Below are 20,818 nucleotides of genomic sequence, written 5' to 3' on the forward strand. Positions count from 1 at the left end.
GCGATGGATGAAAGCTACGGTCAGTTCTGCACGGTCGCGCGCGGTGCTGAGGCACTGTGTGAACGCTGGACGCCTTTGGTCGTGCGCGAGCTGCTATGCGGCAGTAAGCGCTTCAATGAGCTGCACCGCGGCGTACCACGGATGTCCACCAGCTTGCTGGCACAGCGGCTGCGCCACTTGGAAGATATCGGTGTCGTACATCGCACAGCCGCAGGCAAGGTCTGGGAGTACAGCCTGACCGAAGCAGGCGAGGATTTGCGCCCGATCATAATGGCGCTAGGCCATTGGGGCGCGCGTTGGATAGGTAGTCGCCTTCGCGATAACGAACTCGACGCGGGCCTGCTCATGTGGGACGTGCGCCGGTTCGCGCGCATCGAGATGTTCCCGTCCCGGTCGGTGGTCATCCACTTCAGATTCCGCGACGCGCGGTCCGGCGAGCAAGAGTGGTGGCTTGTGGTCGAAGATGGTGTGGCAGATCTGTGCCGCGACGACCCCGGACGCGAACTCACGCTCGTCGTGGATTCTAGCGTGCGCGCGTTGACCGAGGTGTGGACCGGCGACCGCACACCAAGGGAGGTTCTTCAGTCGCGAGAGCTGCGTGTAGACGGCGCTGTGCAGGATGCGCAAAACTTGTGGCGCTGGCTTGGCACGAGTGCGTTCGCCGGTACCCGGAGCGCTGCAATCGAGCCTTTGCAATAGCCATCGAGAAAAGTAAGCGTCCGAGATTGAAATCTTTACTTTCGGCAGAGGCTTCCGGACTCGGATTTCACGTAGCAGTGTGCAAAAAAGGCGTTTTAACCAGTCAATGACCAGGCTGTTTGGTCGAACCGACTTTTTCAACAGAATCGGCCGTTTTCTGTCGGTCGAGATCGGCAGCTATGGGTTGATCGGGGCTGATCGCAATAAGGACTGTTTGGCGTGCTCTGTAGGTGTTGCGCCTGGCACAGAGCGACCAAGGCGAACGTTCACTGGGACAGCGCTCTGACCGCAGGCACCGGCCGTACTATAATTAATTTCTGTCAATGTTTGCGTGGCGAACGCTCCAAAACGAATCAGGTATCCATAGCGTTCACCTGACAGGCAGAGGGGCGGCACCGCAAATGGGATGGACAGTACGTCTGATTACGCGAGAGAGGGTTCAGCCATGAAAATTCACTCCTTCCAGCATTACTCTCATGGTCTGGAAATGGCCGTTCACGATGCATGGATTACCGCCAAGGTGAAGTCGGCCCTGGCATTTTCCGATCCGACCCTTAGCCTGCATATCAATGTCAAAACCCATGCGGGCATAGTGGGGTTAAGCGGCCGCGTCGACACTCATAGACAGTGCGAACAGGCCATTGGTCTGGCCCGTTCGGTTCATGGTGTCGCCGAAGTCGATGCCAGCGACTTGCAGACCCATGTGTTCACGCCAGGGAGTTTTCCAGAAGCGCCCAACGCCGAAGAGAGCACTGAGCGCCGGCCACAATCGTCAACAAAGATGGACGACAAATGATAATGGCAACTTTGTAGGCGCCGTGCTCCCAGTCGGGAACCGAGGGCGCAGGGAAGCTGAATGCCTGTGTGCCCCAGAGTGAATCGCCCATGGTTTCGTGGACATTTCCGACTGGCTGCTTATGGCTGATCCTGTTGAAAAAGTCGGCTTCGGTTTCCACTGTAGAAAAGTGCGCGTCTGAGATTGAAATCTGTGTTTTGCGCAGAAGGTCCAGGACTCGGATTTGAAGTAGCGGCGTGCAAAAAAGGCGCTTTCACCGCTCGATGCTTGGCTAGCCAGGGCGGGTCGACTTTTTCAACAGAATCGGCCGTTTACTGCCGGTCAAGAAGGTCAGCTGGCGACCTTTTCCTGACAGTGGCGCTTTCAGCTTGGTCGAGGGTTCAGGGCGAGGGCTGTAACGTTCTATCTCTCGAATGTACTCGCGCGCTTCGCGAAAATAAATGAACTCTGCCATGGCCTGACAGCGAGACGCTGACCGTTTGCAGTCGATCGCAATTGACTGCTTTTGGCCGATTGTTGCCTGTCGGGCAAGGCTGCAATCGACTCAGTCTGTCAGTCCGGCAATGTCGAACAGACCCAAGCCGCCAGATCTGATCTGATGTTTCGAATATCTGCCGTAAATTTTTTACGCTTTCTTTACGACTGCTGTTTCCGCCCTCAAAGATACTGGCCGCGACTTTCTAGAACGTCCATGCGCCTTGAGGCTTCAGTGGCCTGGGCATATCGTTTTGCCCAAGGATGGCATGCACTTCCTCCCCGTAATTCGAGAGAAGCGACCCTTGAGTGAAACAGCAATCGGAGCACATGAAAACCCGCAATCCAAAACGTCAGGAGCGGGCTTGCTCGTCGCCGCGGTCGGTGTGGTTTACGGAGACATCGGCACCAGCCCCCTCTACACGCTGAAAGAAGTCTTTGCCGGCCACTACGGCGTTCAGGCCAACCACGACGGCGTGCTGGGTATTCTGTCGTTGGTCTTCTGGTCGCTGATCTGGGTGGTCTCGATCAAATACGTGCTGTTTATTCTGCGTGCCAACAACCAGGGCGAAGGCGGCATCATGGCGTTGACGGCGTTAGCCCGCCGTGCGGCAGCACCTTATCCGTACATGAGCAAGGTACTGGTGCTGCTCGGCCTGTTTGGTGCGGCACTTTTTTACGGGGACAGCATGATTACCCCGGCTATTTCGGTGCTCTCGGCGGTTGAAGGACTACAGCTGGCGTTTGACGGAATCGAGCACTGGGTTGTGCCTTTGTCAGTGATCGTGCTGGTGGCGCTGTTCTTGATACAGAAACACGGCACGGCTCGCATCGGTATCCTGTTCGGCCCAGTGATGGTGCTGTGGTTTGTAGTGCTGGGTGCGCTGGGGATCTATGGCATTTTACAGCGGCCGGAAGTGCTGCAAGCGCTCAATCCATACTGGGGAGCGCATTTTTTTATCGCTCATCCGGGAATCGGTGTGGCCATTCTTGGTGCAGTGGTACTCGCGCTGACGGGCGCCGAAGCACTGTATGCCGACATGGGGCACTTCGGTCGCAAGCCCATTGCCCGCGCGTGGTTCATATTGGTGTTGCCAGGACTGGTACTCAATTATTTTGGCCAAGGTGCCTTGATCCTGGAAAATCCGGAGGCGGTGCGCAATCCGTTTTATTTGCTCGCTCCGGGCTGGGCCCTGCTGCCGATGGTCGCACTCTCCACACTGGCGACCATCATCGCTTCTCAAGCCGTGATCTCCGGCGCTTTTTCCCTGACTCACCAGGCCATCCAGCTTGGGTATGTCCCTCGGATGTTTATCCAACACACCTCCAGTCAGGAGCAGGGACAGATTTACATCGGCACGGTTAACTGGGCGTTGATGGTCGGTGTTGTGCTGCTGGTGCTTGGTTTCGAGTCGTCCAGTGCGTTGGCCGCAGCTTATGGTGTCGCGGTGACGGGCACCATGTTGATCACAACAATCCTGTCCTCGGCAGTGGTCCTGCTGCTATGGAAAACTCCGCGCTGGTTGGCCATTCCAATGTTGCTGGGATTTTTGCTGGTCGATGGCCTGTACTTCGCGGCCAACGCGCCGAAGATTTTCCAGGGCGGTGCGTTCCCGGTGATTGCCGGTATTGGCCTGTTCATTTTGATGACCACCTGGAAACGGGGCCGCAAGATCATTGTTGAACGGCTGGATGAAACCGCGCTGCCTCTACCGCTATTCATCGGCAGCATCCGTACGCAACCTCCTCATCGCGTACAAGGCACGGCAGTGTTTCTAACGGCCAGGGCCGATGCCGTTCCGCATGCGCTGCTGCACAACCTGCTGCACAACCAGGTTTTGCATGAGCAAGTGGTGTTGCTCACTGTGGTGTCTGAAGACAGCCCTCGTGTGAGTGCTGATCGACGGTTTGAGGTTGAAGCCTATGGCGAAGGGTTCTTCCGGGTCAGTCTGCACTTTGGTTTTATCGAGGAGCCTGATGTCCCCTTGGCGTTGAGTCTCTGTCACTTGTCAGAACTGGATTTCAGTCCGATGCGCACCACCTATTTCCTCAGCCGGGAAACGGTGATCCCGACCAAGCGCATCGGTATGGCCCGTTGGCGAGAAAGCCTGTTCGCCTTTTTACTCAAGAACGCCAACAGCAACCTGAAGTACTTCAAGTTGCCGTTGAATCGGGTGATAGAACTGGGTACACAGGTCGAGATGTAAGGAATTGGCAAGGCCGCACTGGCGGCCTTGTTTGTTTGCAGAGTAAGAGACATGAAGACCTCCGTGATCAGTGTCTGTTTCAGCAGTTGATCCCGACCATCATGAATGTCTGCTCCAGCCGATTGCTGCCTGTTTACGCCAGCCCGGAGACTCAGGCTTTCGAGGATCACCAACGATCGGATTCTCGACTTGGGTGAGAAGGATTGCATTTTCTTTCTGCAGGACTCCTTCGCCCCATACCCCCATACCCCCATACCCCCATGTCACCAGCACCCCACCCGGGTGTTCCCGCAAGCTCTCATTCTGTCCTGTGTAATTCATGCCGCTGCCTGACGGGATCGTCAGGGCGCCAGGCTGCGGTTGGCTTGTGCCCCGACGATACGCTGGTTGCACGGCGGCGGCAGCGCTCAGGTTGTCTGTATCAGGCTGCGCAATTGGAGAATCGCCTGCGCAATCGGGGAGGTTGGCAAGCAGTGCAATCGCTAGTTTAGGGCCCATCCAACAACAAGACCTCGCTATAGGAAGGCTTATGCGATACAGGCTTGCCATCTCTCTGTGTGTGCCCTGCGCTTTTGAGTCGACTAAGGGAAACCTTTAGCCGGGTTGAAGTTTTCCCCCCAACGGATGCTGTTCATCTCGATATCGGCGCGGCGCCTGCTGACTTACCTTGGGTAGACAAGAGGCGTGTCGTCTTGGCGGACTGTTCCATTGAGCCCGCCTGGCGTTTACCCCATAACAACAAGAGGCCTGACAATGCTCGAACCCATCGTCCTTTATATCCCTGATGCAATCCGCCTTCCTGCGCAAGAAGGCTCGGTGTTCGGCTGCCGGCATTTTTAGTTTTTAGTTCGAATCTGCTCCTATAAATACAGTGCCCAGCACATACAAGTGTGGAGAAGTTAGATGTATCAGGTAAAACAATCTTGCCGTGGGCTCGGTATTGCCGGCGTGTTGGGAATGATCTGTTCGCCATTGGCAGCCTATGCCGATGTTGTCGATGACAGTCACTTGAAAGTGGATACGCGTAACTTCTACTTGCACCGTAACTACACCAATAACAATGCACCGGTTTCTGAAGTGCATAGTTGGTCTCAGGGTTTCGATGCGCAGTTTACTTCCGGTTACACCGACACGGCCCTGGCGATCGGCCTTGATGTGGATGCGCAGTACGCCGTGCGCCTGGATTCGTCGGGCAACGACGGTTCACTGCCCTACAGCGTCCGCGACCAGCAGACGGCCGATGACTACAGTCGCGCCGGTGCAACCTTGAAGATGCGCTACAGCAAGACCGAGTTGAAGGTCGGTGACCTTCGCCCACAACTGCCGGTGGCATTCGATGACCCCAGTCGGCAACTGGATACCATCTACCAAGGGGCCGTGGTCGAGTCCAGGGAAGTCGATGGGTTGACGATGACCGGCGGCCGGTTCTGGTCTGCCGTGACACGGGAATCTTCCAACCACGAGAAACTGTACAAGTTTGGTTCCACCGATAATCTCGACAGTGACGGCCTGGACTTTGGCGGAGCAACTTACGACATCACCAAGAACCTGCAAGCCAGTTATTTCTATGGCGTGTTGCACGATATTTATCAGCAACACTATTTCGGCTTGATGCATATGGCTGATCTGGGTAATGGCTACAAACTTAAAACCGACTTGCGCTACTTCAATAACAATGAAGATGGCAACGCGTTGAACGGTGAAATCGACAACCGTTCCTATGGTGCATTGTTCTCTTTACTCAAAGGCGCTCACATGTTTGGCCTCAGTTACCAGCGCATGCTCGGTGACAGCGTGTTCCCGACCATGAACGGTTTTATCCCGCAACCTTACCTGGTGCACTGGTCGTCCCTGGGGTTTGTCCGCCCGGATGAAAAGTCCTGGGGGGCGCGCTACAGCTATGACTTTGCCGGGATGGGCGTGCCGGGGCTGAAGCTCTACACCCGCTACATCAAGGGTACCAACTGGGACCGTGGCAACAACCTGAGCGACAACCAGGAAAGCGAACGCTTTCTGGGGCTCAACTACGTGGTGCAGAGCGGGGCGCTGCAAGGCCTGGGGCTGGACCTGCGTAACATCGACGTGAAACAGAAGTACGGCTACGACTACAACGAATTCCGTGTCGCCACGACCTACACCTGGAAGTTCTGGTAAGCCCAGTCCACCCGGGATTTGACCCCATAACAATAAGAGGCCTGACCATGTTCGAACCCTTTGTCCTTTACATCTGCCCCGCAACTTCCCAGTCGGTGTGCTGTGCACCGTCACCCGGCGCGCTGCGCGCATGAGCGGATTCCAAGAGGAGCAAACACTAGTGAATATCCAGGTCGATAACGCGGTCCTGCAGCAGCAAAAGAAGAAAACCTACATTTACGAGTGGTACGTGGTCGGCCTGTGCATGATCGCCTACATCTTTTCATTTGTGGATCGGCAGATCCTGGCGCTGATGATCGAGCCGATCAAAGCCGACCTGCAGATCAGCGACACCCAGTTCAGCTTGCTGCACGGGCTGGCCTTTTCGTTGTTCTACGCGTTCATGGGCATGCCCATTGCCTATCTGGCCGATCGCTTCTCCCGACCGAAGATCATCGCCGTCGGCGTGGTGTTCTGGAGCCTGGCGACGGCTGCCTGCGGCATGAGCAAGAACTTCCTGCACATGTTCCTCGCCCGCATTGGCGTCGGCGTCGGCGAAGCGGCCCTGTCGCCCTCGGCCTACTCGATGTTCAGCGACATGTTCCCCAAGGAAAAACTCGGCCGCGCAGTGGGCATCTACTCGATCGGCTCGTTTGTCGGTGGTGGCCTGGCCTTCCTGGTGGGCGGCTATGTGATCGCGATGCTCAAGGACATGAACACCATCGAGGTCGCCTTTCTCGGCGCGATGAAGGCCTGGCAACTGGCGTTCTTCATTGTCGGCCTGCCCGGTATCGTGGTCGGCCTGTTGATCTGGCTCACCGTGCGCGACCCGGCGCGCAAAGGCCTGCAGGTCGATGCGCAGGGTCGGGCGAAGAAGGTCGCGATGAGCGATGGCTTGCGCTTCCTTGGTCGCCACCGTGCCACCTTCACCTGCCATTACCTGGGCTTTTCGTTCTACGCCATGGCCCTGTTCTGCTTGATGAGCTGGAGCCCGGCGCTGTACATCCGCAAGTTCGGCCTGTCGCCAATGGAGGCGGGCTACATGCTCGGCACCGTGCTGTTGGTGGCCAACACCGCCGGGGTACTGTTCGGTGGATGGCTCACCGATTATCTGGCCAAGAAAGGTCATCAGGACGCTGCCATGCGCACTGGCGTCATCGGTGCCCTCGGCATGGCGGTGCCGGCCGTGCTGTTCCCGCAAGTCGATCAACTGTGGCTGTCGGTGACCCTGTTGGTGCCAGCGATGTTCTTCGCTTCGTTTCCGATGCCGGCGTCCACGGCGGCGATGCAGATCCTTGCGCCGAACCAGGTGCGCGCACAGGTCTCGGCGGTGTTCCTGCTGATCAGCAATCTGCTGGGCCTGGGCCTGGGCACCACGCTGGTGGCGCTGTTGACCGACCGCTACTTCGGATCGCCCGCAGCAGTCGGTTCGTCGATGTCGCTGGTGATTGCCGGCGCGTCGGCATTGACCGTGCTGCTGCTATGGCGTGGTTGCCGTCATTTCCGCGAAAGCTATGCCCGTGAGCACCCGACCCGGGCTTGATTGGTCATAGTCCACGATCGGCGCCCCGGCCTCGCTCCTGTTAAAGGGAGCGGGGCCGAGGTGCTCCAGGTCAGGAGAACCCTTGATGTTGAATGATGTACACCTGTTGGAACGGCATAGCCTGCTCAGCTCGGCCGATTACCGCGAGATCAAGGACAAGGTCAGCCAATACCTGTGCCCACACAGCTTCAACGTGCTGCGTGACGAGCCGATCTACACCCGGCTCAACGGCGTATTCTTCGGCGATTCGGCGCTGCTCGACCTGCGCTATGGCGCGCCGGTGGAGATCACCATCGGCGACATTGCCGATCAGTACCTGTTTCGCATTACCTTGCAGGGGCATTGCGAAGTGGCCCACGGGCGGCGCAGTGCGGCGATGCAGTCGGGCTACCTGAGTGTTTCCTCGCCGTTCGCGCAAAGCCGCATCGTCACCGATGGCGAGTGCCGCAACCTGATCCTGCGTGTCGACCGTGATGCCCTGGAGACTCAACTGCAACGCCTGCTCGGCCGCAGTCTGCGGCAGTCGGTGATCTTTGATGTCAGCGTCGACCACCTGGGCGCCGGCGTCGTCAGCCTCTATCACACCCTGGACTACATCTGCCGGTTGTACGGCAGCGGCGTGGACGGTTCGCGCCTCGCCAGCGGTCTGTCCGAATACCTGATGCAACTGCTGCTCACACAGCTGCCGCACAACTACTCGGCGGATCTGTTGATCGACTCGCGCGCGCCGCTGCCGCACCACGTGAAAAAGGCCCGTGACTACATCGAGGAACACCTCGACCAACCGATCAGCCTGACGACCTTGAGCGAGCTATGTGGCGTCTCGGTGCGCACCCTGCAGAACGGCTTCAACCAGTTTCTCCAGCAGGCGCCGGTCGAGTACATCCGCGACCGTCGCCTGGCGGTGATCCACGAGTCGCTCAAGCAGGGCAGGGCTGGTGAAACCGTCACCGATATCCTGTTGCGTCATGGCATCAACAGCTTCGGGCATTTCTCCAGCGCCTATCGGCAGCGCTATGGCTGCCTGCCGTCGGACACCCTGCGGCGGCAGAAGCATTGAGACTCCTGCGCAATCTGTCATTCGGCTGCGCAATCGGATGAGTCTGTGGCGGTACGGCTCGATAGGATCGAGTCTCTAACAAAAAGGAGTATCTGCATGAATATTACCGTGCTGGGTGGAGGTCACGGCTGTTACGCCGCTGCTGTCGAAATGGCTGAAAAGGGGCACCAGACCCGCCTGTGGCGTCGCGACTGCGCCGCGCTCAAGGAGCTGCTGGCCATCGGCAGCCTGACCATCAAGGACTACAAGGGCACTCGCAAATTGTCCGTCGCAAAGCAGGGCGACAAGCTGTCGTTCACCGATGACCTGGCCGAAGCCCTGGCCGGCGCACAACTGGTGATCATCCCGCTGCCGTCGACCTCCCACGAAGACCTGGCCAAACATGTTGCGCCGCACCTGCACGACGGTCAGGTGGTGTTCCTGCCGCCGGGCACTTTCGGCAGCTTCGTGTTCGCCAAGGCCATGGCCGATGCGGGCAACCAGAGCAAGGTCGCCTTCGCTGAAACCGGTACGCTGCCGTACCTGGTCCGCAAACATGGCGCCAGCGACCTGGTGATCAGCGGCTACGCTACCCGCCTGCCGACCGGCGTATTCCCCAGCAACCTGTCCGAGCATGCCTTCACGGTATTGCGTGAAGCCTACCCGAGCGTCGAACCGATTGAAGACGCCCTGAGCGGTGCGTTGATGAACGCAGGCCCCATCATTCACCCGCCGCTGATCATGATGAACTCAGGTCCCCTGGAGCATTTCGAGGCCTGGGACATTCACAACGAAGGCACCCAGCCGTCGATCCGCCGCGTGACCAATCAGCTGGATGCCGAGCGCATGGCCGTGCGCGAAGCACTGACCTACGGCGCGCCGCACTTCCCGCTGGCCGACCACTACAACACCACCGAAGGCGACGAGTGGATGTACGGCCGCGGTGCTCACGGCAAGCTGACCGACAGCGGTGACTGGCGCGAAGACATCGACCTGCAGACGCATCGCTACATGCTCGAAGACACCCGCCTGGGCCTGTCCTTCCTGGTGTCCGTCGGCCGCTGGGCCGGTGTGCCGACTCCGGTGGCGCAGGGCCTGCTGAGCATTGCCTCGGTCGTCGCCTGTCGTGATCTCTACGCCGAAGGCCGCACCCTGGAAAACCTCGGCCTGGCCACGCTGAGCCGGGCGCAGATGACCGAACTACTGACCAAGGGCTACAACTGATGAACGCCGTGCTGCCCCACGTCAGCGTGGTCGGTGCCGGCCGGATGGGCGAGGGCATTGCCCTGGCGTTCATCCATGCGGGCCTGCCGGTCACCCTCATCGATATCAAGGATCGCGCCGAGGATGAGCGGTACGGCTACTTCGAGCGTGTGCGCAACAACATCCGCAGTGAATTGCAGATGCTGGTACGCCTTGGCGTGCTTGAGCTGGAACAGGCGGACATCGCGATATCCCGGTTGACGCTGCAATCCCGGTCCCAGGCCGCAGAGGCATTGCGCCGGTGCGACTTGGTGTTCGAAGCGGTGCCGGAGATCATTGCGGTCAAGCAGCAGACCTTCGCCTGGGTCAGCGAGCATGTCCCGGCGTCGACGATCATCGCGTCGACCACCTCGACTTTCCTGGTCACCGAGTTGAGCGAAATGGTCAGTGAGCCGCAGCGCTTCGTGAACGCACACTGGCTCAATCCCGCGTACCTGATGCCGCTGGTGGAAGTCAGCCGCAGCGAAGCGACCTGCCCGCAGGTGGTCGAACGGCTGCTGCAACTGCTCAAGCGGATCGGCAAGGTGCCCGTGGTGTGCAATCCGGTGGCTGGCTACATCGTGCCGCGCATCCAGGCATTGGTCATGAACGAAGCGGCACGGATGGTGGAAGAGGGCGTGGCCAGCGCAGAAGATATCGACACGGCGGTGCGCGTCGGCTTTGGTTTGCGCTTCTCGGTGCTGGGCCTGCTTGAGTTCATCGACTGGGGCGGCGGCGACATTTTGTACTACGCCTCGCGCTACTTGAGTGGCGCGCTGTCACCGCGTTTCGAATCGCCGCAGGTGATCGCCGACAACATGCAAAACGGCCGCAATGGCTTGCGCGATGGCCAGGGTTTCTACGACTACCGTGACATGGACGTGGACGCCTACAAGCAGCAGCGTCTCGGCGACTTTGTCCGCAAGCTGGAGTTGTCGGGGCTGACGCCTGCGTTCGATGGCGCCTTGAAACAGGCCTGAGCATCAGGGCCCGGAGGACGGGCCCTGACTGCATCACCAGCGGTCGAAATCCATCAATTTTTCGCCATCCATCTGGCAGACCGCCTACCCATCGACCGCTCCGGGTTTCATTTTCACGACTCTAGAGTCCTGCCAGCGTTGCGACATAGAACCCCAAGGCTCAGTTCGCCTCTTCACATCCATGCACTGATTGCCAACGCCTCCTTGCCCGCAAAATCGCGCATGGCGAAATTTTGATACTACACGTCGAGTTGGCGGGAGCGACGAAGCACTGACGACGATTATTGTTTTCGCACAAAAGCAGGAAACAATAATCATGCTGCCGTTGATCAAAAGAATAGACAGTCACGTTCATTTCTATACATCGCAAGACCTGCGCCGAGTGGCCGGTTCGCTGCCCTATGCGTTACCTGAGCCGCATCCGCTGACTGCTTATCTGGATACATTGATCGATGCCGGAATTGCTCCGACGCTCCTCAATAACGTCCATTTGAGCATTCTGCCGGATTCAGAAAACGTATTTGCGTCATTTGACGAACTCAAGAATCTCCAGGCGGCCAACCCTCTGCGCTATGGGGACGTCAAATTGGTGGGGACGATCAAGGCAGAACCTGCTTACGCCACCCAGGAACGCCTCTCGCACCCGCAGGTGGTTGGCGCCCGAATCGTTCTGCACGATGCAAGGCCTGAAACGGTTTCCGATACGCAATTCAGTGATGAGCAGTGGACGGCGTTTTATGGCCGCTTGCTACCACGCCAACATCTGCACATTTACGCGAAAGAAGCCGAGACGAATCTGCGCGTATTGCGCCAGATCCCTCGCGATGTGCGGGTCATTATCGATCACCTGGGCACTTGTCACAGCGAGCGTGACATCACCGAACCGGCCTACATCGCGCTACTCACTGAAGCCAGAGTACGAGGCAACGTGTGGTTCAAGGGCCCTGGCTATCGCACTTGCGTCCATCCCGAGGAAACAGCTCGTTTCGTCATGCAAATTGTTTGCGCAGTCGGCGCGGACAAGGTTCTTCTGGAAGCAACGGATGCACCTCATGTTGGAACTGACAACAAGGGAGTTCCGTATTCCGGCCTCTTTAATCTGAACAGCGCTTTCAACTTTGTTGATGCCGTTGCACTGCATGTTTCCAAAGAAACCCGAATTCCTGTTGGCCAACTTCTGCGAGGAGCATCTGGCCAATGGGTAAGTTGATCTACGCCCACGCTCCCACTTCGAGATAACCAGCAATGACGAACATTACAACAAAAGACATCAACTTCACCGTCAAGTATGGCGATGAAACCCTGAGCCTCAAAGGCACGGTTTTTCAGCCGGAACAACTCGACGCCGCGGCGCAAAAACTGCCACCGGTCATCTTCAACTCCGGCTTCACCGGCGGGGTCACGATGTACGGCCAACTGTTCGGTCGCGCCCTGGCAGGCCTGGGTTATCGCGTCATGACCTACGACGTGGCAGGCTTTTTTTCCAACAAGCACATCCGTAATACCCTCGAGTCAGGTGACAAGGTCATCACCAACGTCATCCTCGAAGACCAGAAAGATGAAGTGCTCGGTGCCGTTGAATGGGCGCGCGTGAATTTTGGTGAGATGCCGGTGGTCGCATCGTGGGCGATGGGCTCGGTGGCAAGCCTCGGTGCAGTGGCTGAACTGGCCGCGGCCGGCGGTGAACAGATCCGCTTCTGGGTGCCGATGAGCTACACCAACATCCGCAAACTGCAAGCCTTGCGCGCTGATCAGGCTGCGGCTGACGCAGCCATCCAGCAACTCGCGGATGACGCGCCGATCCCTCCGTTCGACACCGGCACGGATGGGACCCGTCTCGGTTACTACCCGCTGGATCCAGAAACCCAGGCTTATGTCGATCAGCAACTGGGCGGCTACACCGAAGCGGGCGGCGCGGACCGTTGGCCGGGCTGCACCTACGTGACGGCGAAGTCCTACAAGTCCTATGTGGCGTATGACCCGGAGCGGTCCATTGAAGGTGCAAAAGGCTTCCCGCCCGCGCTGATCATCCATGGCGCCGACAACACCTTGCACATGCCGTCGGAGTCTGTGCGTCTGCACCAGAATTATCCAGGCGATGCCGGCCCGAACGCACTGATCATTTCGCACATGCAACATGGCCAGCAGAATCAGGTCGACAGCCCTGTGTTCAAGTCGATGATCCAGAGCATCGACGAAGCCATCCGCGCGCGCGGCTGATCCGCTCGCCATTCTCCTGCGAGACCTCGGGCGTCGAGGTCTCGCAGCGATTTCCAGCATCGCGGGGTGTATTGCTCCCGTCGTTCTGATCTGTCGTAACGCTTCGGCAGGGCTGGTTCGCTGTCTCAACGATTGAATCTGGCTGAATGCGTGCCCAACCCCTAACATGGCGGGTGCAAAGCCACTTCCTCGGGTGGCCCAGGCTGTTCACTTGAATGGCTGCCCCCCATGAAAGGATCTGGCGATGACAGCCCCCAGTGAGTCAGCGACGTCTGTGATTAGCCACACTACCAAGCGAATCGGGCTGCTGATTCTCCCTCAGTTCTCCATGATGGCCCTGGCGGGTGCCAGCGAGCCTTTGCGCGCGGCCAATCGGCTGTCCGGCAAAACGCTTTATGAGTGGACCCTGCTCACGGAGTCGGGCGGACCGGTCAGTTCCAGCAGCGGTATCGAAATCCAGACCGTGCCGATTGATCAGGCGCCGGAACTGGATCGCGTGTTTGTCCTGGCGAGCCTGGACATCGAGCATCAGAAACCACCCAAAATGCTGCGCTTCCTGCAGCGCGCAGCGTCCCGCGGGATCACCGTCGGCGCACTGAGCACCGGTACGTTCATCCTCGCACGCGCAGGCTTACTGGAAGGCAAGCGCTGCACCCTGCACTGGGAGTCCATCGGCCAGTTTTCGGAGGAATTCCCCACGATCGAAGTCACCAGGGAGCTGTACGTCAACCATGGCAACCGCTGGACGTGTGCCGGCGGGACGGCGGCCATCGACCTCATGCTGGCACAAGTCGCGCTTGATTTCGGTAACCAGCTTGCGGCGAGCATCGCCGAGCAATTTCTGCACGCCAGGATACGCGCGCCGGAAGAGCATCAGCGGATGTCGATCCAGTGGCGGTTCGGCATTCACGATCGCAGGCTGACAGCCGCCATCGCCTTCATGGAGAACAATCTGGAGAACATCGTCGGCATCGAAGAGATCGCCGACCGTTGCAATCTGTCCCACCGTCAACTCGAGCGGTTGTGGCATCAGCACTTCGGCATGACGCCGAAGAAATTCTACCTGGAGCTCAGGTTGAACGAAGCACGCCGGTTGCTGCGTGAAAGCACCCAGCCCATTGCGTCCATTGCCTACAGCTGTGGGTTCGTCTCGGCGTCACATCTGGGTGCTGCTTACCGTCGTGTCTGGGGATGTACGCCCGGTGAAGAGCGGCGGAAATTTGATGATGCTCACTCCTGATTTCAGTCACTGAGTGCATGGGTCAACAACCGTCAACCCCCTGAAAAACCTCTGAACCAATCCTCTCTGCAAAATCCCATAGCAAGCTAATGACTCGGCCCGACAGGCGGTGCGCTCAGGCAAGCCTGGGTCATTTGGCGATCCCGCATACTTGCGCCCTCAATCGACCCTGCGCTTTGCATTGCGAGTTGGCTTGCCGCGTGACGTCGTTTTTTTGATAGAAATCGTCGAACCCGAAGCTCAGAGTGCCTACAGTTGCGCGGTAATGTTTCCTACAGATCCGGCGTTCAATTCCAGATGCGCGACCGATAAAAACAACAATGACGTACAGAAGGCATAACAACCATGGAAACCTTGAGTTTCATTCTGGAAAACGGCGGGCTGATCAGTCTGCTACTCGGGCAGCACCTGCTCATCGTGGCGGTTGCGGTGGGTTTGGCGATTCTGACGGGCGTGCCTGTCGGGATCGCGATCTCCCAGCACCCCAGAACGCGCCGCTGGGTCCTGGCCTTCGCCGCGGTCCTGATGACCATTCCCTCCGCCGCGCTGTTCGGATTGATGATTCCGGCCCTGTCGCTGATCGGCTACGGGATCGGCGTCGTGCCGGCGGTCATTGCGCTGTTTCTCTACTCCCAATTGCCCATCATCCGCAACACCACCACTGCGATCTCCAACATCGATCCGGCCTTGCGCGAAGCGGCGATCGGGATGGGCATGTCGACCGGGCAACGATTGCGCAAGGTTGAACTGCCGATTGCGGTCCCGCTGATCATGGCGGGCGTGAGGATGGCGACCGTCATCAACATCGGCATCGCGGCCATCGCGGCCTACATCGGCGCCGGCGGCCTGGGCAGTCTGATCATTCGCGGCATCGCGCAATCGGATACCCGACAGCTGTTGGCCGGCGCGATCGTCATCAGTGCCATCGCCATTGCGGCCGATTACGCGTTGTACGGCTTGCAGCGCCTGCTGACGCCAAAAGGCTTGAACAAGAACAAAGTGGCCACCGGCCGAATGAAGGAAGCTACGACGTGATCCAGATCGAAAACCTGAACAAGCAATTCGGCTCAATCACTGCAGTAGAAGATGTCTCATTCAATGTTGAAGAGGGGCAGATCTGCGTACTGCTTGGGCCGTCGGGCTGTGGCAAGACCACGACGCTGAAAATGATCAACCGACTGATCACGCCTACCTCCGGCACGATCAGAATCGGCGGTCGCGACACGTCCGAACTGGACAGCGTCACCCTCAAGCGCTCCATCGGCTATGTGATCCAGCAAGTCGGCCTGTTCCCGAACATGACCGTTGAGGAAAACATCTGCGTCGTTCCCAATCTGTTGGGATGGGACAAAGCCAAAAGCCGCAAGCGCGCCGCGGAGTTGCTGGAAGTGGTCGCGCTGGATCCGTCCAGATTTCTCAAGCGCTATCCGTGTGAACTTTCCGGTGGTCAACAGCAACGCGTAGGCGTGGCCCGGGCCCTGGCAGCGGATCCGCCCGTGATGCTGATGGACGAGCCCTTTGGCGCGATTGACCCGATCAACCGGGAAGTGATCCAGGACGAGTTCATGCGCATCCAGCGCCTCGTCAACAAGACCGTCCTGTTTGTCAGTCACGACATCGATGAAGCGGTGAAGATGGCGGACTGCGTCGCCCTGTTCCATAACGGAAAAATCCAGCAGTTCGGCAGCTCGGATGATTTGCTGGCCCGGCCCAACAGTGAGTTCGTGGCGAACTTCATGGGTGGCGACCGGATCATGAAGCGCCTGCGTCTGCTGCGCGCAGCTGACGTGGCCAGCAAGGTCCCGCCACGGGAACACATGCAGATCGTTGGCGGCAACAGCGCTGTTTTTTCGCAATCGCACCTGATCGTCAAGCCAGGGGATGACCTGCGCCAGGTGCTTTCGCAACTGCTGGGTCGCGGACAGGACTGGGCACTTTGCAACGACAGCGACGGGCGCTTTATCGGCTATGTCCACCAGGCCGACATCCTGGCACGACTTGTTGAAAACATTACTCCGGTGGTGCACTGAAGATGTCTGACTTACTGATCAGATTGTGGGAAGGGCTGCAGTTTTACTGGGGCGACATCAGCTACCTGACGGTCCAGCATCTGCAGATCGTGGCGGTCAGTGGGGTCTTGGCCCTGGTCATCGCGCTGCCGTTGGGTGTGTGGATGAGCCGTCCGGTGAACCAGCGTTACGCCATGGCCAGCATGCAGGTCCTTAACGTAGGGCAGGCGATTCCCAAGCTGGCGTTGCTGGCGTTGGCCATGAGTTTCATTGGTGTCGGTAGCGGCGCGGCCATCATCGGGTTGTTTGTCGCGACGTTGTTGCCCGTGGCAGTCAACACCTATGAAGGCTTGCGCGCCGTGCCGCAGCACTTGGTCGAAGCGGCCGAGGCCATGGGCATGACGCCACGGGAAACGCTGTGGAAAGTTGAAATTCCGAACGCGATGAACGTGATTTTCGCGGGCATCCGCACGGCGCTGGCGATCAACGTCGGTACCGCTCCGCTGGCCTTCCTGGTCGGTGGCGGCGGGCTGGGCGAGTTGATCTTTACCGGGATCGACTTGAATGACTTCGGCATGATGCTGGCCGGTGCCGCGGCGACCGCGCTGTTGGCGATTGCGGTCGATCTGGGCTGCGGCTTGATTCAAAACATTGCAGTGTCACGGGGCTTGAGGTTGACCGGGCGCGAGTGAATCCGATGACCATGGACAAAACCAATAATATGAGGTGCACGATGATTTATCGAATGCTGGCCAGTCTGATCTTTACCCTGAGTCTTGTTTGCGGTGTTGTGGGCAGTGCTTCTGCCAACAACACGATTGTGGTCGGCGGCAAGAAGTTTACCGAGCAGCAATTGGTTGCCGAGATGACCACTCAACTCCTGCGCGCCAATGGCTACAGTGTCGATAAACGCCCGGACCTGGGTTCTTCCGTATTGCGCGCGGCGCAAGAGAATGGTCAGGTCGATGTGTATTGGGAATACACCGGCACTTCGCTGATTACTTACAATAAAGTCACGGACAAGCTCAACGCTGACGAAACGTACAAGAAAATCAGCGAGCTTGATGCGCAGAAAGGCATCACCTGGTTGAACCCTTCCAGGGCCAACAACACCTACGCCTTTGCCATGCGCAAGGAAGAGGCAGAGAAGGATGGAATCGCCTCGATCAGCGATCTCGCCAGGAAAATCGAAACAGGCAAGTCCTACAAGTTTGCCTCCAATGCTGAATTCTTTTCCCGGCCTGATGGCCTGCGTCCCTTGCAAGAGACCTACAAGTTTGAATTTGAGCGCAAGAACATCGTCCGCATGGACGGCGGGTTGACCTATCAGGCGCTTCGAGACGGGCAGGTCGATCTGGCCTTGGTCCTGTCGACGGATGGGCGGATTCCGGCCTTCGGCTTTGTGGTGCTGCAAGACGATAAAGGCTTCTTCCCCAGCTACGCGCTAACCCCGGTTATTCGCACTGAAGTGTTCAAGGCGAATCCAAAGATCGGCGAGTTGCTCAACGCCCTGTCGTCCAAGCTGGATGACGACACCATCGCGGGTCTCAATTCCCGGGTCGACGTCGGCCGTGAATCCATCGAGAGCGTGTCCAAGGAATTTCTGCAAAAGAGCAAGTTGCTGTAGGAGCTGCCGAAGACTGCGATCTTTGACGTTGTCTTTAGAACTTTCCAGGGCCGGCGGAATAACCCCGGCCTTTTTTTTTCCTGCCTCCCATTCATTCCCTTGCATCTACATCAGGTGCGAGCCGGTTTCGTTCGCCTGTACCCACTCGGAGAATAAAAATGCAGTTGAATAAAAAGTTCGTGGCGTGCGCGTTTTTGCTAATGGCGGCAAGTGCTCAGGCGGATGACGGTATCGACCGCATGAGTCTCGCCGATATGCGTCATGCGTTGAATGCCGGGACCCTCAGTTCCGAGCAACTGGTCCAGCATTACCTCAATAACATTCAGGCAAACAATCACCAGGGCCAAAACATCAATGCACTGGTGACCATCAATGAACAGGCGATCGATCAGGCTCGCAAGTGGGATGCTGAGCGGGCGAAAAACCCCACTGCCAGGTACGCACCGCTGGCCGGCATTCCGTTCGTGGTGAAGGACAATTTTGACACCGCTGATATGGTCACCTCCGGTGGCTCCTTCGTGCTGCGTTCGTCGGTGCCAAGCCAGGATGCCTTCACTGTCAAGAAGCTGATCGACGGGCAAGCCATTCTGCTCGGCAAAGCCAACCTGTCGGAACTGGCGGCGTCCTTTGGCTGGTTTGGCTACAGCTCGTTTGGCGGCCAGACGCTGAATCCGCGGAACACCAAGCGGGATGCTTCCGGCTCCAGCAGCGGTTCTGCCGCCTCGGTGGCGGCGGCGTTTGCCCCCTTCGCGCTGGGGTCGGACACGAGCGGCTCGATCCGGGCGCCGGCCAGCGTCACCGGCACGGTGGGTTTTCGACCTTCGCTGGGTCTGATCAGTCGTAGCGGCATCATTCCACTGTCGCTCGCGTTCGATACCGCCGGCGTCATTACCAACAGCGTGCTGGATCAGGCCATTGTGCTCGATGCGATCAAGGGCCAGGACAAAGGCGATCCGGCGACCCTCGACCTTGCTGCAGATAAAATACAGTTCGAACCGGCACTGAGCCGTTCCTCGCTGCAAGGCAAGACCATTGGGGTGATCACCAATTTCAAGGGGGCGAATCCGGAGGTGGATGCGGTCTTTAAAACGGCGCAGGAAACCCTCGGCAAGCGCGGTGCGCATGTCGTCTCCATCGAATTGCCAAAAGCCTTTGAAACCCTATGGAGCGATGTGCTCGGGCCAGTAGGAGAGGGTGAGTTCAAGCCGCAATTCGAACGCTACCTCGCCACCCTCAATCCGAACCAACCGCGAACGCTTGTGCAGTTTCTCGACCTGGCCAAACAAAATCAGGCGCAAAACGCTGCGCACGGGATGAACCCGGCACGCCTGGCCGGACTGGAAACGCTAGCGAGTGCCACCAGCACCGATTCGCCGCAGTACATCTCCATCCTCTCCCGGAAGATTCCACAGTTGCGCGCGCAACTGATGGACGTCATGAAGAACAACAAGGTGGACAGCCTGTTCTTCGCGACCATCAACTGCCCGGCTTCGGTGGTGCACGGTGTAAGCGATGAAAGTTACGTGTGCAAGTCCGGCGATACCTACGCGTCGTCGTACATTGCCTCGGCCACGGGATTTCCCGAGATCACCGTTCCGGCAGGCATCATCGAGGGCAACCTGCCGGTCGGTGTTTCGTTCCTGGGCGGCTACGGCGAAGACGCCAAGGTGGTGGGTTTCGGCTACGCGTTCCTTGGGCGGTAATCGTCAGATCTGTTCCAGCAACCAGGTACGAAACGCGACGAGTGACGGCAGCATTTCGTTGCGCGGCGGATAGGCCAGGTAGTAACTGCGCTGGCTGGCAAAGGGCTGATCAAGGCTGATCAGTTCGGTGTTGGCCAGCTCGTCGGCCACCAGGATACGCGGTACCAGACCGATGCCGATGCCGGCCCTGACCGCCTGGATCAAGTGCGAGGTGAGTTCGAAACTCGGCCCCAACCGCATCATCCGATGGGGCAGGCCGTGGTGGCTGAACCACTCGCCCCAGACGTTGGCATTGTTTGCGACGTTGAGCAGCGTCTGTCCGCCAATGCGCTCCGGGGTCCAGGTGTCATGGGTTTCGGCCGCTTGTGGCGAAATGATCACCATCAGTTCTTCGGTGTGCAGGCGATGGCTGATCAGGCCCGGCAAGTCGGCATTGCCGACGACGATCGCGGCATCGATCCCGCTGGTTTCAAAGTCGATGGCATCGATCCGGGAATTGATGTGCACCAGCATGCCGGGATGGGTTTTGTAGAAGTCATGCAGGCGCGGCAATAACCACTTTGAGCCGAAGGTCGGCAAGGTGGCCAGGCGCAAGGTGCCGCTGCCTGATTGATAAGCCATGGCCTGCAACGTGGCGCTGCGGATGCGTCCGAGGGCTTCGCTCATTTCCCGCTGATAAAGACGACCGACATCGGTCAACTGCACTTGCCGGCCTTCACGGCGGAACAGCGTCAGGCCCAGCTGCTGCTCCAGCGCCTGGACCTGCCGGCTCACGGCGCTTTGGGTCAGTGACAGTTCCATCGCGGCACGGGTATAGCTTTCATGGCGGGCGGCGGCTTCAAAGGCCAGCAGCAACGACATCGAAGGGGTGAGGTGACGGTAATTCATTCGTAAAAGTCATCGATA

The 20,818-nt window shown here is 58.5% G+C and carries 17 protein-coding genes; 16 read left to right on the forward strand and 1 reads right to left on the reverse strand.

Going from position 1 to position 20,818, the window contains the following annotated elements; all coding sequences use genetic code 11:
- Window positions 1-3: 3 nt before the first annotated feature.
- The 16 genes from AC3IT6_RS11610 (at window position 4) to AC3IT6_RS11685 (ending at window position 19,912) form a co-directional block, all read left to right on the forward strand.
- The gene (locus AC3IT6_RS11610; RefSeq protein WP_223442226.1) at window positions 4-699 is read left to right on the forward strand and encodes a winged helix-turn-helix transcriptional regulator; all 696 of its coding nucleotides are present in this window, start codon (window positions 4-6) and stop codon (window positions 697-699) included.
- 445 nt (window positions 700-1,144) lie between these two features.
- Window positions 1,145-1,495: a BON domain-containing protein gene (locus AC3IT6_RS11615; RefSeq protein ID WP_223442229.1), complete on the forward strand. Its 351-nt coding sequence runs from the start codon at window positions 1,145-1,147 to the stop codon at window positions 1,493-1,495.
- 743 nt (window positions 1,496-2,238) lie between these two features.
- On the forward strand, window positions 2,239-4,176 hold the full coding sequence (locus tag AC3IT6_RS11620; protein ID WP_489355626.1) for a potassium transporter Kup: 1,938 nt from the start codon (window positions 2,239-2,241) through the stop codon (window positions 4,174-4,176).
- Window positions 4,177-5,079: 903 nt separating this feature from the next.
- Window positions 5,080-6,330, forward strand: coding sequence for an OprD family outer membrane porin (locus AC3IT6_RS11625; RefSeq protein WP_489355628.1), 1,251 nt, complete (start codon window positions 5,080-5,082; stop codon window positions 6,328-6,330).
- A gap of 160 nt (window positions 6,331-6,490) precedes the next feature.
- On the forward strand, window positions 6,491-7,852 hold the full coding sequence (locus AC3IT6_RS11630; RefSeq protein ID WP_150725674.1) for a spinster family MFS transporter: 1,362 nt from the start codon (window positions 6,491-6,493) through the stop codon (window positions 7,850-7,852).
- A gap of 85 nt (window positions 7,853-7,937) precedes the next feature.
- Window positions 7,938-8,912, forward strand: a complete 975-nt coding sequence (locus tag AC3IT6_RS11635) for an AraC family transcriptional regulator (protein WP_150758735.1) — start codon at window positions 7,938-7,940, stop codon at window positions 8,910-8,912.
- A 96-nt stretch (window positions 8,913-9,008) separates the two neighbouring features.
- Window positions 9,009-10,115: an NAD/NADP octopine/nopaline dehydrogenase family protein gene (locus tag AC3IT6_RS11640; protein WP_489355631.1), complete on the forward strand. Its 1,107-nt coding sequence runs from the start codon at window positions 9,009-9,011 to the stop codon at window positions 10,113-10,115.
- Window positions 10,115-11,113: a 3-hydroxybutyryl-CoA dehydrogenase gene (locus tag AC3IT6_RS11645; protein ID WP_489355633.1), complete on the forward strand. Its 999-nt coding sequence runs from the start codon at window positions 10,115-10,117 to the stop codon at window positions 11,111-11,113. Before AC3IT6_RS11640 ends, AC3IT6_RS11645 begins: the two co-directional genes overlap by 1 nt.
- Window positions 11,114-11,429: 316 nt before the next feature.
- The gene (locus tag AC3IT6_RS11650; protein ID WP_489355635.1) at window positions 11,430-12,323 is read left to right on the forward strand and encodes an amidohydrolase family protein; all 894 of its coding nucleotides are present in this window, start codon (window positions 11,430-11,432) and stop codon (window positions 12,321-12,323) included.
- A 35-nt stretch (window positions 12,324-12,358) separates the two neighbouring features.
- Entirely contained in the window at window positions 12,359-13,333 is a 975-nt protein-coding gene (locus AC3IT6_RS11655; RefSeq protein WP_489355637.1) for a dienelactone hydrolase family protein, read from the forward strand.
- Between the two features lie 328 nt (window positions 13,334-13,661).
- Window positions 13,662-14,573 (forward strand): GlxA family transcriptional regulator, encoded by a 912-nt coding sequence (locus AC3IT6_RS11660; RefSeq protein WP_489355639.1) that lies wholly within the window; start codon window positions 13,662-13,664, stop codon window positions 14,571-14,573.
- A gap of 345 nt (window positions 14,574-14,918) precedes the next feature.
- Window positions 14,919-15,608 (forward strand): ABC transporter permease, encoded by a 690-nt coding sequence (locus AC3IT6_RS11665; protein ID WP_489355641.1) that lies wholly within the window; start codon window positions 14,919-14,921, stop codon window positions 15,606-15,608.
- Window positions 15,605-16,603, forward strand: coding sequence for an ABC transporter ATP-binding protein (locus AC3IT6_RS11670; protein WP_489355643.1), 999 nt, complete (start codon window positions 15,605-15,607; stop codon window positions 16,601-16,603). The genes AC3IT6_RS11665 and AC3IT6_RS11670 overlap by 4 nt, the downstream gene beginning before the upstream one ends.
- A gap of 2 nt (window positions 16,604-16,605) precedes the next feature.
- Window positions 16,606-17,274 carry an ABC transporter permease gene (locus AC3IT6_RS11675; protein WP_489355645.1) on the forward strand — a complete coding sequence of 223 codons (669 nt, stop codon included), beginning with the start codon at window positions 16,606-16,608 and terminating at the stop codon, window positions 17,272-17,274.
- Between the two features lie 41 nt (window positions 17,275-17,315).
- Window positions 17,316-18,209 carry a glycine betaine ABC transporter substrate-binding protein gene (locus tag AC3IT6_RS11680; RefSeq protein WP_489356529.1) on the forward strand — a complete coding sequence of 298 codons (894 nt, stop codon included), beginning with the start codon at window positions 17,316-17,318 and terminating at the stop codon, window positions 18,207-18,209.
- 158 nt (window positions 18,210-18,367) lie between these two features.
- Window positions 18,368-19,912: an amidase family protein gene (locus tag AC3IT6_RS11685; protein WP_489355647.1), complete on the forward strand. Its 1,545-nt coding sequence runs from the start codon at window positions 18,368-18,370 to the stop codon at window positions 19,910-19,912.
- A 3-nt stretch (window positions 19,913-19,915) separates the two neighbouring features.
- Here the strand turns inward: AC3IT6_RS11685 and AC3IT6_RS11690 are convergent, their stop codons facing one another.
- Entirely contained in the window at window positions 19,916-20,800 is an 885-nt protein-coding gene (locus AC3IT6_RS11690) for a LysR substrate-binding domain-containing protein (protein ID WP_489355649.1), read from the reverse strand.
- Window positions 20,801-20,818 lie beyond the last annotated feature (18 nt).

The sequence above is a fragment of the Pseudomonas sp. KH_017 genome (assembly GCF_057840285.1).